Here is a 14,053-nt window from a genome sequence, read left to right on the forward strand (position 1 = left end):
CAATGAAACCGGACACCGCCATCGTCCTTGCCGCCGGGCTCGGCAAGCGCATGAGGCCGATCACCGACGCTATCCCCAAGCCGCTGGTCCGCATCGCCGGCAAGACGCTGCTCGACTGGGGCCTCGACAGCCTGGCGGCGGCCGGCGTCGGCAAGGCGGTGGTCAATGTCCATTACCTTCCCGAACAGATCGTCGCTCATGTGGCCGCGCGCCGCGCGCCGCGCATCGTCATTTCCGATGAGAGCGACCGGCTGCTCGATTCCGCCGGCGGCATCGTCAAGGCGCTGCCGGAGCTCGGCCAGGAGCCGTTCTATATCCTCAACGCCGATACATTCTGGATCGACCACGGCGAGCTCAATCTCGGGCGGCTTGCCCTTGCATGGGACGCCGCGAAAATGGATATTCTGCTGATGCTGGCGGATCTCCATCAGGCGACAGGGCACTGTGGCAGCACCGATTTCCTGGTGGCGCCGGATGGCGCCCTGCGGCGTTCAAAAGGCGACCCCGCTGGCCTGATCTATGCCGGCGCCGCGATCATCCATCCGCGCCTGTTCAAAAACGCACCCGCCGAACCGCATTCGCTCAATGCCTATTTCGACAAGGCGATTGCCGCCGGCCGCCTGTTCGGCATGCCGATGCATGGCCACTGGATAACCGTCGGCACGCCCGATGCCATTCCGCTCGCCGAAGACGCAGTGGCCGGCGCACTCATCGGATCGCAATGAGCGGCTCAAGCCGCGTTTTCTCCATTCCCTCCGGAGCGCCGTTTCTGCCGACGCTGGCCGAGGCGCTGCTTGACGGCCGCCTTGTCTCCGGCTTTCGGTTCGACGGTGACCCCCTCGCTTTGGCCGATGTTACCATCTATGTGCCGACGCGCCGGGCCGCACGTGCCTTGCGCGGCGTCTTCGTCGACAGCCTGAAGGCGCGTGGCAGCGGCGGTTCGGCGATCCTGCCGGTGATCCGGCCGCTCGGCGAATTCGACGAGGATGAGGCCGCATTCGAGACCGATCCAACGGCGGCAATCGATCTCGCGCCCGCGATCCCCGCCACCGAGAGACTGTTGCTGCTGACGCCGCTGGTGCGGGCGTGGAAACGCCGGTTGCCCGCCCATGTCGCGGTCCTCTTCGCCGAGGAGATCGTCGTCCCGGCCTCCACCGCCGACGCGATCTGGCTGGCGCGCGATCTGGCCGGGCTGATGGACGAGATCGAGACGGAAGGCACCGATTGGGCCAAACTTGCCGGGCTCGTCAGTGGCAACCTTGCCGGATGGTGGCAGGTCACGCTCGAATTCCTCGGCATCGTCACCGATGCCTGGCCGAAATTCCTCGCAGAGAGCGACCGCTCCAACCCAGCCGCGCATCGCAGCGCCCTGATCCGTGCCGAGGCCGCGCGGCTGCGGCGCAATCCACCCGCCGGGCCGGTCATAGCCGCGGGGTCCACCGGCTCCATACCCGCCACGGCGGAACTGCTTGCGACCATCGCCGGCCTGTCCGGCGGTGCCATCGTGCTGCCCGGGCTGGACCAGATGCTCGACGAAGCCTCCTTCCAGGCGCTCGTCGCTCCCGGCGCGCGTCCAGCCGTGCTGGGCCATCCGCAATACGGCCTGGCAAAGCTGATCGGCAAGATCGGCGTGCTGCGCGGCGATGTCGAGGAGATCGGTGCGGCCGAGCCGAAGCTCGCGCGCCGCGCCGCCCTTGTCGGCGAGGCGCTGCGGCCGGCCGAGACCACGGAATTGTGGGCGGAAACACGAAACGGGTTTTCAGCGTCCGATATTGCCGGCGCCTTCGCCGACGTGACGCTGCTGGAGGCGGCAAGCGAGCGCGACGAAGCCGTCGCGATCGCCGTCGCGCTCAAGCAGGCAGTGGAAGAACCCGGCCAAAGGGCCGCTCTCGTGACCGGCGACCGCGCGCTGGCACGCCGCGTCTCGGTCGAGCTCAAGCGCTTCGGTGTCGTTGCCGACGATTCCGGCGGCACGCCGCTGTCCAACACGCCGGCGGCCAGCCTGCTCAGGCTGGCGCTCGAAGCGGTGTTCCGGCCGGGCGATCCGGTCGGCCTGCTGTCGCTGCTCAAGCATCCCCTGCTTGGCCTGGGTCTGGAACGGGTCAACGTGCGCCACGCGGCGGAATTGGTCGAACTGGTGGCGCTGCGCGGCGGCACCGGCCGCCCCGACATCGCTTCGCTGCCGGATCTTTTCGAGGCCCGCCTCACCGGGCTAGGCGACGGCAGCCGGCCGCCGTTCTGGTTTGCCCGCCTGACCGTGCGCTCCATTGAGGTTGCGCGGACCCTTCTCGCACGCCTGGCTGACGCGCTGGCGCCGCTTTCGGCCTTTCGCGGCCAGGCGGAGGCCGGCCTTGCCGAGCTGGTCGAAGCCAGCGTCGTTGCCCTGGAAAATCTCGGCCGTTCCGCCGACGGTGGTCTTGGCGAACTCTACGCCGGCGATGCCGGCGAAAAACTCGCCGAACTGCTGCGCGGGCTGGTCGCGGCTTCGGCGCGGCTGTCGTTCGCGGCAATCGAATGGCCCGATGTGATGGAGGCGCTGATCGCGCCCGAGACCGTCAAGCCAGCGCAAGGCACCGACAGGAACATCGCCATCTGGGGCGCCCTGGAGGCGCGGCTGCAGGATGTCGACACGCTGGTAATCGGCGGGCTCAACGAAGGAGTCTGGCCGCGCAAGCCGGAGAGCGACCGCTTCATGTCGCGGCTGATGAAGACCGGCATCGACCTAGAACCGCCGGAGCGGCGCATCGGGCTTGCCGCGCACGATTTCCAGATGGCCATGGGCGCGAGACATGTGGTGCTGGCCCGCTCGGCGCGTGCCGGCGACGCGCCCGCCGTGCCGTCGCGCTGGTTGCAGCGGCTGCTCACCTTCATTGGCAACGATCAGGCGGCGGCACTGCGCCGGCGCGGCGATGAACTGCTCGCCTGGGCGCGCGCGCTCGACACGGGGCCGAAGCGGGATTTCGCGCCACGGCCGCAGCCGAAGCCACCGCTCTCGGTCCGCCCGACGCATTTCTCTGTCACCGAGATCGAGACGCTGCGCCGCGACCCCTACGCTGTCTATGCCCGGAGGATCCTTGGCCTGACGCCGCTCGATCCGCTCGTCCGCGATCCGGGTGCGGCGGAGCGCGGCACGCTGTTTCACGCCATCCTGCATCTCTTTTCGTCCGAGGTGGCCGACCCGCGCGGGCCGGACGCATTGGCCGGGCTCATCGCCGCCGGCCGCGCCTGTTTTGCCGAGGCGGCGCTTCCCGCCGATGTCGAGGCGGTGTGGTGGCCGCGGTTCGAAAAGCTCGCCGCCAACATCATCGAATGGGAGCGAACGCGCGCCGACGCGGTCATCCAGCGGCATGCCGAGGAGCGCGCCGGCAAGACTGTGGTCGGACAGTCCGGCGTAACGCTGTCCGGCTATGCCGACCGTGTCGACCTGCTGGCCGGCGGCATGGCGGACATTCTGGACTACAAGACGGGCTCATCGCCTTCCAAGGCACAGGCCCATACGCTATTGGCGCCGCAACTGGCGTTGGAAGGGGCGCTGCTCAGGCGTGGCGCATTCAAGGATTTGGGCACGCGCGAACCGTCGCAACTGGCCTTCATCAGGTTGAAGCCGAATGGCGAGGTGTTCGAGGAGTCCATACTCGAACACAACCGCCAACCACGCACCGCCGCCGATCTTGCCGAAGAGGCCTGGGCGCGACTGGAAAAACTGCTGATCCATTATGGCGACCCGGCGACCGGCTATCTGTCACGCGCGCTGCCGTTTCGCGAAGGCGAAACCGATGGCGATTACGACCACCTCGCTCGCGTGCTCGAATGGTCCGCCGGCGGCGACGCCGGGGATGAGGGAGGGGAGGCATGAAGAAAGCCTATCCGATCCCCAGCGATACGGCTTCGAGCCAGGCGCGGGCCGCCGATCCCGGCAATTCGGCCTGGGTGTCGGCCAATGCGGGATCGGGCAAGACGCACGTGCTGGCCCAGCGCGTCATCCGGCTGCTGCTCAACGGCACCGATCCCTCGAAGATATTGTGCCTGACCTATACGCGCGCCGCGGCCGCCAACATGTCGAACCGGGTTTTCTCCACGCTGTCGGAATGGACATCGCTGGGTGATCTGGAGCTGGCCGCCAGAATAGAGGCGCTGGAAGGGCGCCGGGCCGATCGCGACACCATGCGCCGTGCCCGCCGCCTGTTCGCCGAGGCGCTGGAGACGCCTGGCGGGTTGAAAATCCAGACCATTCACGCCTTCTGCGAATCCGTTCTGCATCAGTTCCCCCTGGAAGCCAACATCCCCGCCCATTTCGAAATGCTCGACAGCCAGATGGAGGCCTCGCTTTTTGCCGCTGCGCGCCGCGAGATGATCTCCGCCGCCGGCGACAGGACTTTGGCGGAGGCCTTCGCCACTATCCTGGAACGCGGCGGTGAAGCCGGTCTCGACGCCTTGCTTGGCGAGATCGTGCGCAAGCGTGACGGGTTGCGCCATTTCCTCGATGCTGTGGGGCGTGACGGCTTCCAGCCGCTGTTCGATGAATTCCATTTCCAGCCCGGCCAGACCGCCGAAGGCATAGCGGCATCTGTATGGCCGCTGCCTGGCTTCCTGCCGGACTATTTTTCCGGCTTTGCCCAGGCAGCCGAAGCCACCGACGCCAGGTCGGTGTTGAACAACATCCTGCCCTATGCGCGCCTGGCCTTCGCCGAGAGCGACCCTCTCCGCCGGCTGCAGTTGCTTGCAAGAGCCTTCCTCAAGACCGACGGCGATCCTTATGATCCGGCAAAGGCGTTCAAAAAGGCGCTCACCGACCGGCTGCCTGATCTTGCCGAGCGCTATCTGTCGGCCGCCAGCGCCATCATGGAGACTGTCGACCGGCTGGCGCTATTCCGGATGCTGGAGGGCACCCGCGCGGCCCTGACCATCGCCGACTGGCTGATCGCACGCTACGAAGTGCTGAAGCGCGGCCGCTGCTTTCTCGATTTCAACGACCTGATCACCCGCACAGTGAACCTTTTGGCGCGGCCCGATGCCGGCCCATGGGTGCAATACAAGCTCGACCAGGGCATAGATCACATCCTGCTCGACGAGGCGCAGGACACCAGCCCGGATCAATGGGAGGTGGTGAAGCGGCTGGCGGAAGAATTCTTTGCCGGCTTCGGCGCCCGCGAGCGGGTCCACCGCACGGTCTTTGCCGTCGGCGACGAGAAGCAGTCGATCTACTCCTTCCAGGGTGCGGCACCCGACTCCTTCGCCGACAGCCGGTTGTTATTCGCCGGGCGTGTGCGCGATGCCGAAGCGTCCTTCGCCGACCTCAAGCTGACCTGGTCGTTCCGCTCCACGGACGATGTGCTGGCCGCCGTCGACCGGGTCTTTGCCGATCCCATCGTGCGGCGCGGCATCAGCCACGATCCCGATCCGCTGAACCACAAGGCCATCCGCACCGATGCGCCAGGCTATGTCGAGGTCTGGCCGTCGGTCGGTGCCGAGGCCGTCGACGAGCCCGACGACTGGGCGCAAGCGATCGATCATGCCCATGCGCCGGCGGTACGCGTCGCCGAGAATGTCGCGGCCACCATTGCCGGCTGGATCGGCAAGGGGGAAATCATCGAGGGGCGTGGCAAGCGGCTGCGGCCGGGCGACGTGCTGGTGCTGGTGCGCAAGCGCGACAGCTTCGTCCACGCGCTGACCCGCGCGCTCAAGCGTCGCGACATCCCGGTTGCCGGCGCCGACCGGCTGAGCCTGTCGGGCCATATTGCCGTCAAGGACCTGATCGCGCTCGGCCACCTTTTGATCCAGCCGCAGGACGATTTGTCACTCGCCGCTCTGCTGCGCAGCCCGGTCTTCGACCTGCCGGAAGAGACACTGTTCACGCTCGCCGCGCAGCGGCCGTCCGGCGTGTCGCTGGCGGCATCGCTGCGCCAGCATGCCGGCGAAAGCGAAACGCTCGCGGCGGTCGTCGCGCAACTCGACGCCTGGGCTGACGAGGCCGCCTTCAAGCCGGTGTTCGAATTCTATGCCGCCCTGCTGGCGCGCGATGGCGTACGCCGCAAGATGATCGCGCGGCTCGGGCCGGAAGCCGGCGATATCCTCGATGAGTTCCTGAGCTTCTGCCTTGCCGAAGAGCGGACCGGCCTGCCCGGGCTGGAAGCCTTCCTGTCGACGCTGGAAAACGCCGGGCCCGAGATCAAGCGCGAGATGGACCAGACCCGCGATGAAGTCCGGGTCATGACCGTGCATGCGGCCAAGGGCCTGGAGGCGCCCGTGGTGTTCCTGGTCGACGGCGGTTCCGCCCCGTTCAGCGACCAGCATTTGCCGCGCCTGATGCCTTTCGACGGCTCTGGCCGACATTGGGATGGCAGGGGCTATCTCTGGCGTTCGGCCAGCGACGTCGCCAACGGCTTCTCGAAGACGGCCGCCGCTCGCGCCCGCGAACTCGCCGACGACGAGTACCGCCGGCTGCTCTATGTCGGCATGACGCGCGCCGAGGATCGGCTTGTCGTCTGCGGCTATCACGGCAAGCGGGCGCCGAACGCCGGCACCTGGCATTCGATCGTCAGCCGCGCGCTGAGCGGCGCGCCCGAAAGCGAACAGCGTCCGCATCCTGCCGACGGGGAGCCTGTCTACCGTTTCCACGTCACCAAACTGCCGCCGGTTGCGCCAAGTCCGGGCGAACAGGCGCGGCAGGCCGATGCTTTCAGCCCCCTGCCGGCGACCCTGTTCAGGCCCTTGCCGCCTTTCGAGGACCTGCCGCGTCCCCTGTCGCCGTCGGGCGCCTCGGCGCTGATCGAGGAAGGCAAGGAAGCGGTTGTCGACAAGGCGTCGCCGGTGCTGGACGCCGCTGCCGAGCCGGGTTTTGCCGTGCTGCGCGGGCTCGCCCTGCACAAACTGCTGCAGATGCTGCCCGGCATCGCCGAGGACGCACGGGAGGACGCTGCGAAGCGTTATCTCTCCCGAACGGGTGCGGCGTGGCCTGAGGCCGAGCGTGAAAAGGCCCTGGCATCGGTCATCGCCATCCTTGCCGACCCCGGCCTCGGTCATCTGTTCGCGCCCTCCTCGCGCGCCGAGGTCGCGATCATGGGCAGCCTGGAGGTCAAGGGCAAGATCCGCTCCATTTCGGGCAAGATCGATCGGCTGGCGGTGACCCCGAACGCGGTCTCGATCGTCGACTACAAGACCAACCGGCCCGCACCTGCCTCCCTGGCGGAAGTCCCGCCGGCCTATCTGCTTCAGCTCGCGCTCTATCGCGCCCTGCTGCAGCCGCTTTACCCCGGGCGGGAGGTCAAGGCAGCCCTGCTGTTCACCGAAGCGCCAAGGCTGATCGAACTGCCGTCCCGGGCCATGGACGACGCCCTTGCCCGACTCACGGGAGCGTGACACAAGAACTGCTTGAAGAAGGGCGCGACAACCACCACATTTGGTGGGACGAAAAATTTCGAAAGGATTTCCGCATGACCACCGTCAAGGTCGACAAGAACAATTTCCAGGCTGACGTGCTTAATGCCCAGGTGCCGGTTGTGGTTGATTTCTGGGCGGAATGGTGTGGCCCTTGCAAGATGATCGCACCGGCGCTCGAAGACATCGCCACTGAGCTCGGCGCCAAGGTAAAGATCGCCAAGCTGAACATCGACGAAAATCCCGAGCTTGCCGCCCAGTTTGGCGTGCGCTCGATCCCGACGCTGATGATCTTCAAGGGCGGCGAAGTGGCCGACATCAAGGTTGGCGCCGCGCCCAAGACCGCACTGTCGCACTGGGTCAACGGCAATCTCGCCTGATGCCATCTGAATTCGAAGCATTGAGCCCGGCCATCGCGCCGGGCTTTTTGTTGGCGTCATCGGTGCGCCGCTCTGGCCCTCACATCGGGCCACTCCATGTCCTCTGTTGGCAGCAGAAGCAGGGAGAGAGAAATGACCGGATCCGCCAAGGCCACCGTCTTCATCGACAACGAACGCGTCATCGTCACCGAGTACCGCTTCCAGCCGGGCGACAACACCGGCTGGCATCGCCACGGCCACGACTATCTCGTGGTGCCACTGATGGACGGCAAGCTGAAGCTGGTGACCAAGGACGGCGAAACCTTCGCCGAGATGAAGAAAGGCGCGCCGTATTTCCGTAAGGAGGGAGTGGAACACGACGTCGTCAGCGCCAATGAGGGCGAGTACGCTTTTATCGAGATCGAGCTGAAGTAAGCGGCAATCCTGACGTTGACCGAAGCCTCCTTAACTTCGTCATACCAGGGCGAAGCAGGAGCGAAGCTCCGTCGCGAAGACCTTGGTATCCATGCCGTGACGGCCCTCGACGAATGCAGTTGAAGGAAATTCCGCACCGCTGCTTCGCTTCGCTCCTCGCTACGCCCTGGGATAACGAGGCAATGGGCGGCCTCAGGTTGGGGGCGTGCCGTTCTCGGCGAGAACCGCGCCGGCCAGGTAGAGCGACCCGCCGATCAGGATGCGCGGCGTTGGGCCGTCCCAGGTGTCGCGCAGCAGCATCAGGGCGCTGGCGACGGAGCTTACCGGCTCGGCCGTCAGCCCGGCTTCCGTGGCACGGATCGCCAGTTCGTCATTCGGCACACCGGCATCGCTCATGCTCACGGGCACGGTGTAGACATGCCGGACGAGGCCCTTGAAGGCGCGGAAATAGCCGGCCTGGTCCTTGGTGTTGATCATGCCCGAAATGAGGAAGAGCGGACGCGGGTTCTTTTCTTCCTGCTCGGCCAGCGCTTCGGCGACGACGACGCCAGCGCCGGGATTATGGCCGCCGTCGAGCCAGATGTCGGCGCCCTTCGGCGCCAGTTCCGCCAGCCGGCCCTGCGCCAGCTTCTGCATGCGGCCCGGCCAGGCGACGTTGGTCATTGCCTTCTCGGCGGCGCGGTGGCTGATCTCGAAGCCGGCCGCCTTGACCGCGGCGATCGCAGCAGCCGCATTGGCGAACTGGTGGCGACCGGGCAGGCGCGGCGGCGGCAGATCCATCAACCCATCATCGTCCTGGTAGACCATGCGGCCGTTTTCCTCGAAAGCGAGAAAATCCTGCCCGTAGACCAGGGTCGGGCATTCCAGCCGCTCGGCGGCGTCGATCAGCACCTGCAGCGCCGTCTCGCTTTCCTGCGCGCCGATGACCACCGGGCAGCCACGCTTCATGATCCCGGCCTTTTCGGCGGCGATCAGTTCGACGCGATCGCCGAGATAGGCCTCATGGTCCATCGACACCGGCATGATCACCGACACGGCCGGCCGCGCGATGACATTGGTGGCGTCGAAACGGCCGCCAAGACCGACCTCGATGATCGCGACATCGGCCGGATGTTCCGAAAACAGGATGAAGGTGACGGCGGTGAGAATTTCGAAGACGGTGATCTTCTGGCCTGCATTGGCCTTGGCAACGCGGGCAATGGCCTCCGCGAAGATGTCGTCGTCGACCAGCCTGCCCCCGCCTTCGGCGGCCAGCCTGTAGCGCTCGTGCCAGCTGACCAGATGCGGAGAAGTGTGGACATGGACGAGCCGGCCGGAGGCTTCCAGCAGCGCCCGCGAGAAGGCTGCGCAGGAACCCTTGCCGTTGGTGCCCGCGATGTGGATGACCGGCGGCAGCAGGTCCTGCGGATTGCCCAACCGCTCCAAAAGCCGCGAGATGCGGTCGAGCGAAAGGTCGAAGCCCTTCGGGTGAAGCGCCATCAGGGCTTCGATTTCGCGGTCCGCGGCAAGCGTCGTCATGGCAAATCCCGTGCATGGCCTGGAGCCAGAATCGCTCCCGCAAAGACCACGGCTATCAAAAGGCTACAGCGTGCAACGGATGCCGCGCAATCGCTGTTCGCGGCGGCCAATGTCGCGTCAGGCCAGTCTCACGTCATGTCGGTGTAGCGTCAAGCTTGCGGCCGGACTTCGGCGGCAACCACGGCCGGCGGCAAGATTTCCGGTTCCAGAGGCTTTTGCTCTTCCGGCATCTTGAGCAGCATCTTCAACAGGCGGGCGATGGTCTCGCGCAGCTCCAGCCGCGACACCACCATGTCGACCATGCCATGCTCCATCAGATATTCGGAGCGCTGGAAGCCGTCCGGCAACTTCTCGCGGATGGTCTGTTCGATGACACGCGGCCCGGCAAAACCGATCAGCGCGCCGGGCTCGGCGATGTGCACGTCGCCCAGCATGGCATAGGAGGCGGTGACGCCGCCGGTGGTCGGGTTGGTCAGCACGACGATGTAGGGCAGGCCGGCTTCCTTCAGCCGGTCGACACCAACCGTGGTGCGCGGCAATTGCATGAGGGACAAAATACCTTCCTGCATGCGCGCGCCGCCGGAGGCGGCGAACAGGATCAACGGCCGCTTGCGCTGCAAGGCGACCTCGAAGCCATGCACGATGGCATCACCCGCAGCCATGCCGAGCGAGCCGCCCATGAAAGCGAAATCCTGCACCGTCACCACCACCGGCAAGCCCTCGACGGTCCCCAGCGCGTTGATGATGGCGTCTTCCAGGCCGGTCTTGGCCTTGGCGTCCTTCAACCGGTCGACATAGCGTTTCTCGTCGCGGAACTTCAGCGGATCCTGCATGACCTTGGGATTGTCCAGGGTCTCGTACTTGCCGTCATCGAAGAAGAATTTCAGCCGCTCCTTGGCCGAGATCTTCATGTGATGGCCGGAAGACGGGATGACGAACTGGTTGGATTCCAGGTCCTTGTGGAACACCATCTCGCCGGTCTCGGGATCCTTGATCCAGAGATTCTCGGGCATGTCGGTGCGCCGGCCGAGCATCGAATTGATCTTCGGGCGAACGTAATTGGTGATCCAGTTCATCGCTTCGGCTCCTGTCCTGACGAAGAGTTGGGTAAAGACGTAGGGAAACTATTCGGCGGCAGCAAGGCGGGCCGAGCGCACGCCTTGCGCAAGGCCGCTGACCAGCGTGGCGACTGCCTCCGCCGGATCGGCGGTCTTTTCACCCTTCGGCCCCAGCACGTTCGCGACCGCGTTGACGATCGCCGTGCCGACGACCACGCCGTCGGCGTTGGCCCCGATCACGCGCGCCTGTTCGGCGGTCTTGACGCCGAACCCGACGCAGACCGGCAGGTTGGTGTGACCCTTGATGCGCTGGACCGCTGTGGCGACCTTGCCGGTGTCGGCAAGCGCCGAGCCGGTGATGCCGGTCATGGACACGTAGTAGACGAAGCCGGATGTGTTCTGCAGCACCTTGGGCAGGCGCTTGTCGTCGGTGGTCGGCGTCGCCAGCCGGATGAAATTGATGCCGGCCTTCAGCGCCGGGATGCAGAGTTCCTCATCCATCTCCGGCGGCAGGTCGACGACGATCAGCCCGTCGATGCCGCTGGCGATCGCGTCCTTCAGGAAGCGGTCGACGCCATAGATGTAGATCGGGTTGTAGTAGCCCATCAGCACGATCGGCGTTTCATCGTCGCCGGCGCGGAAGTCCGACGCCATCTTAAGCGTCTTGACCAGCGTTTGGCCGCCTTTGAGCGCCCTGAGGCCCGCCGCCTGGATCGCCGGGCCGTCGGCCATCGGGTCGGAAAACGGCATGCCGAGCTCGATAATGTCGGAGCCGGCGCCGGGCAGCGCCTTCATGATCGACAGCGAGGTTGCATAGTCGGGGTCGCCACCCATGAAATAGGTGACGAGGGCCGGGCGGCCTTCGGCCTTCAGCTTCGCCATGCGGCGGTCGATGCGGGTTGTCATGTCAGGCCCTTTGGACGAATTTTGCTCATAATCAACTCCCAGGTCGAACGGTCCAAAGGGCCTAGATCTCCATGCCCAGCATCGAGGCCACCGTGTGCACGTCCTTGTCGCCACGGCCGGACAGGTTGACGATGACGATCTGGTCCTTGTCCATGGCGGGCACGATCTTGACCGCATGGGCGATGGCGTGCGCGGATTCCAGCGCCGGGATGATGCCTTCGACGCGGGTCGTCAGCTTGAAGGCCTCGAGCGCCTCGTCGTCAAGGATCGGCACATAGTCGACACGGCCGGAGTCGCGCAGCCAGGAATGCTCCGGGCCGACGCCAGGATAATCGAGGCCGGCCGAGATCGAATGGCCGTCCATGATCTGGCCGTCGGCATTCTGCAGGAGATAGGTGCGGTTGCCGTGCAGCACACCGGGGGAGCCGGCATTCATCGAGGCGCAATGCTCGATGCCGTCGAGGCCGCGCCCGCCGGCCTCGATGCCGATGATCCGAACCTCCTTGTCATCGAGGAAGGGATGGAACATGCCGATGGCGTTGGACCCGCCGCCGACGGCGGCGATGATGGTGTCGGGCAGCCGCCCCTCCTGTTCGAGGATCTGCGCGCGCGCCTCGGTTCCGATCACCGACTGGAAATCGCGCACCAGTTCCGGATAGGGGTGCGGGCCAGCCGCGGTGCCGATCAAATAATAGGTGTCCTCGACATTGGTCACCCAATCGCGAAGGGCTTCGTTCATGGCGTCCTTCAGCGTGCCGTGACCGGCGGTGACGGGGCGCACTTCGGCGCCGAGCAGCTTCATGCGGAAGACGTTGGGGCTCTGCCGGGCGACGTCTGTCGCGCCCATATAGACGACGCAGGGAAAGCCGAAGCGAGCGGCGACCGTGGCGGACGCCACGCCATGCTGGCCGGCTCCGGTCTCGGCGATGATGCGCTTCTTGCCCATGCGCTTGGCCAACAGGATCTGGCCGAGGCAGTTGTTGATCTTGTGCGAACCGGTATGGTTCAAATCCTCGCGCTTGAAATAGACTTTCGCGCCGCCCCCGAGGCCCTTCGCCGAGGAAACCTCACGAAGATGCCTGGTCAGGCCCTCGGCGAAGTAGAGCTTCGACGGCCGTCCGGCATAATGGGTCGAAAGACCGGTCAGTTCGGCCCTGAACTCCGGATCGTTCTTGACCTCGTTCCAGTTTTTCTCCAGGTCGAGAATCAGCGGCATCAGCGTTTCGGCAACGAAACGACCGCCGAAAATGCCGAACATGCCCTGTTCGTCGGGTCCGGTGCGGAAGGAATTGGGTGTCGCCGGCTTGTTCATCGCCGATCTCCTAGATCTGTACTTTGAGCATGTCCTGTCGGAAAACCGGTTCCCACTTTTCCGGGACATGCTCAGGGTTCGAAATTTTGGTCAGGCAGCGCGGTCGTCCCGCGCGGCCCTGACGGCCTGGAAAAACTGTTCGATCAGCGCCGGATCCTTGACGCCCGGGGCGCTTTCCACGCCTGACGAAATGTCGATCGCGGGCGGATTGGCAAGCCTAAGGGCATCGCCGATGTTGGCGGCGTTGAGCCCACCGGAAAGCATGTAATCGATCCCGGCGTCAAGGCCGGCGAGAATGCGCCAGTCGAAGGCGACACCATTGCCGCCCGGCAGCTCCGAGCCCTTTGGCGGCTTGGCGTCGAACAGGAACCGGTCGGCGATGCCGACAAACGGCTTTAACCGTTCGAGATCGGCGGCCTCGCTGAGCGGCAACGCCTTCATCACCGGCAGCCCATGGCGGGCTTTCAGTTCAGCCACTCGCTCGGGGGTTTCGGAGCCGTGCAGTTGCAGCATGTCGGGCTGCAGCTTTTCGACGATTTCGTCGAGGAAGGCGTCTCTGGCATCGACGGTGACGGCAATCGCCAAGGCCTTGCCACGAGCCGCTTCGCGCAGACGGCCGGCTTCGGCCGGCTCAACATAACGCGGGCTTTTTGGAAAGAAAATGAACCCGACATGGCTGGCGCCGCCGGCCAGGGCCGCGGCCATTGCCTGGTCGGTCTTCAAGCCGCAGATCTTGATGTCGAGCGCCATGGCGCGGGAATTGGCACGAAAAGCGCCAAGAGTCGAGAAAAAGCATGCTGTTTGCCGGCAAGGCCAAAGGCGCTACCTATGGATTGGACAGCATGCAAGGCGGGAGCACAGCCATGGCCGACCAGACCGTTGCCGAATTGAAGCAGAAGATCGCGCAGGCGCGCGAGGTCATAGCGCACCTCATGGACAGGGCCGCTTTCAATGGCGCCGAGGCGCATCGAGCGCTGGATTATTTCGGCGGCGAAGCTTTCGACCGGAACTTTCTACCCTGGCCGCACCATGGCGACGAAGGGTTGCGGCCGGATGAGCTCAATGCGGCGAATGATGATTGAGGCGCC

At 65.5% G+C, this 14,053-nt stretch carries 11 protein-coding genes; 6 read left to right on the forward strand and 5 right to left on the reverse strand.

Going from position 1 to position 14,053, the window contains the following annotated elements; all coding sequences use genetic code 11:
• Positions 1–2 precede the first annotated feature (2 nt).
• The 5 genes from FJ950_RS03715 to FJ950_RS03735 all read left to right on the forward strand — a co-directional run bounded on the left by FJ950_RS03715 (position 3) and on the right by FJ950_RS03735 (position 8,171).
• A complete protein-coding gene (locus FJ950_RS03715) occupies positions 3–725 on the forward strand; it encodes a nucleotidyltransferase family protein (RefSeq protein ID WP_181171045.1) in 723 nt (240 codons plus the stop codon).
• On the forward strand, positions 722–3,856 hold the full coding sequence (gene addB, locus FJ950_RS03720) for a double-strand break repair protein AddB (protein WP_140615135.1): 3,135 nt from the start codon (positions 722–724) through the stop codon (positions 3,854–3,856). The genes FJ950_RS03715 and addB overlap by 4 nt, the downstream gene beginning before the upstream one ends.
• Positions 3,853–7,359, forward strand: coding sequence for a double-strand break repair helicase AddA (gene addA / locus FJ950_RS03725; protein ID WP_140615137.1), 3,507 nt, complete (start codon positions 3,853–3,855; stop codon positions 7,357–7,359). Before addB ends, addA begins: the two co-directional genes overlap by 4 nt.
• Positions 7,360–7,433: 74 nt before the next feature.
• On the forward strand, positions 7,434–7,757 hold the full coding sequence (gene trxA, locus FJ950_RS03730) for a thioredoxin (protein WP_015314366.1): 324 nt from the start codon (positions 7,434–7,436) through the stop codon (positions 7,755–7,757).
• A 132-nt stretch (positions 7,758–7,889) separates the two neighbouring features.
• Entirely contained in the window at positions 7,890–8,171 is a 282-nt protein-coding gene (locus FJ950_RS03735) for a cupin domain-containing protein (protein WP_140615139.1), read from the forward strand.
• Positions 8,172–8,363: 192 nt separating this feature from the next.
• Here the strand turns inward: FJ950_RS03735 and FJ950_RS03740 are convergent, their stop codons facing one another.
• The 5 genes from FJ950_RS03740 to FJ950_RS03760 all read right to left on the reverse strand — a co-directional run bounded on the left by FJ950_RS03740 (position 8,364) and on the right by FJ950_RS03760 (position 13,715).
• Positions 8,364–9,689 carry a folylpolyglutamate synthase/dihydrofolate synthase family protein gene (locus FJ950_RS03740; RefSeq protein ID WP_140615141.1) on the reverse strand — a complete coding sequence of 442 codons (1,326 nt, stop codon included), beginning with the start codon at positions 9,687–9,689 and terminating at the stop codon, positions 8,364–8,366.
• Positions 9,690–9,838: 149 nt separating this feature from the next.
• The gene (gene accD, locus FJ950_RS03745; protein WP_015314369.1) at positions 9,839–10,765 is read right to left on the reverse strand and encodes an acetyl-CoA carboxylase, carboxyltransferase subunit beta; all 927 of its coding nucleotides are present in this window, start codon (positions 10,763–10,765) and stop codon (positions 9,839–9,841) included.
• A gap of 48 nt (positions 10,766–10,813) precedes the next feature.
• Positions 10,814–11,653, reverse strand: coding sequence for a tryptophan synthase subunit alpha (gene trpA / locus FJ950_RS03750; RefSeq protein ID WP_140615143.1), 840 nt, complete (start codon positions 11,651–11,653; stop codon positions 10,814–10,816).
• A gap of 61 nt (positions 11,654–11,714) precedes the next feature.
• Positions 11,715–12,965 (reverse strand): tryptophan synthase subunit beta, encoded by a 1,251-nt coding sequence (gene trpB / locus FJ950_RS03755; protein ID WP_140615145.1) that lies wholly within the window; start codon positions 12,963–12,965, stop codon positions 11,715–11,717.
• A gap of 90 nt (positions 12,966–13,055) precedes the next feature.
• The gene (locus tag FJ950_RS03760; protein WP_140615147.1) at positions 13,056–13,715 is read right to left on the reverse strand and encodes a phosphoribosylanthranilate isomerase; all 660 of its coding nucleotides are present in this window, start codon (positions 13,713–13,715) and stop codon (positions 13,056–13,058) included.
• 113 nt (positions 13,716–13,828) lie between these two features.
• Between FJ950_RS03760 and FJ950_RS03765 the strand changes: the two genes are divergently transcribed.
• Positions 13,829–14,047, forward strand: coding sequence for a hypothetical protein (locus tag FJ950_RS03765; RefSeq protein ID WP_041163587.1), 219 nt, complete (start codon positions 13,829–13,831; stop codon positions 14,045–14,047).
• The last annotated feature ends 6 nt before the right edge of the window (positions 14,048–14,053 follow it).

Origin of the sequence: Mesorhizobium sp. B2-3-14, assembly GCF_006442175.1 — a bacterium.
Taxonomy (GTDB): Bacteria; Pseudomonadota; Alphaproteobacteria; order Rhizobiales; family Rhizobiaceae; genus Mesorhizobium; species Mesorhizobium australicum.

Excerpts from the sequence above, each read along its gene's own strand:
- addA (WP_140615137.1), top strand. The coding sequence starts at position 3,853 with ATGAAGAAAGCCTATCCGATCCCCAGCGATACGGCTTCGAGCCAGGCG.
- FJ950_RS03735 (WP_140615139.1), top strand. The coding sequence starts at position 7,890 with ATGACCGGATCCGCCAAGGCCACCGTCTTCATCGACAACGAACGCGTC.
- trxA (WP_015314366.1), top strand. The coding sequence starts at position 7,434 with ATGACCACCGTCAAGGTCGACAAGAACAATTTCCAGGCTGACGTGCTT.
- trpB (WP_140615145.1), bottom strand. The coding sequence starts at position 12,965 with ATGAACAAGCCGGCGACACCCAATTCCTTCCGCACCGGACCCGACGAA.
- FJ950_RS03740 (WP_140615141.1), bottom strand. The coding sequence starts at position 9,689 with ATGACGACGCTTGCCGCGGACCGCGAAATCGAAGCCCTGATGGCGCTT.
- FJ950_RS03715 (WP_181171045.1), top strand. The coding sequence starts at position 3 with ATGAAACCGGACACCGCCATCGTCCTTGCCGCCGGGCTCGGCAAGCGC.
- accD (WP_015314369.1), bottom strand. The coding sequence starts at position 10,765 with ATGAACTGGATCACCAATTACGTTCGCCCGAAGATCAATTCGATGCTC.
- FJ950_RS03760 (WP_140615147.1), bottom strand. The coding sequence starts at position 13,715 with ATGGCGCTCGACATCAAGATCTGCGGCTTGAAGACCGACCAGGCAATG.
- trpA (WP_140615143.1), bottom strand. The coding sequence starts at position 11,653 with ATGACAACCCGCATCGACCGCCGCATGGCGAAGCTGAAGGCCGAAGGC.
- addB (WP_140615135.1), top strand. The coding sequence starts at position 722 with ATGAGCGGCTCAAGCCGCGTTTTCTCCATTCCCTCCGGAGCGCCGTTT.
- FJ950_RS03765 (WP_041163587.1), top strand. The coding sequence starts at position 13,829 with ATGGCCGACCAGACCGTTGCCGAATTGAAGCAGAAGATCGCGCAGGCG.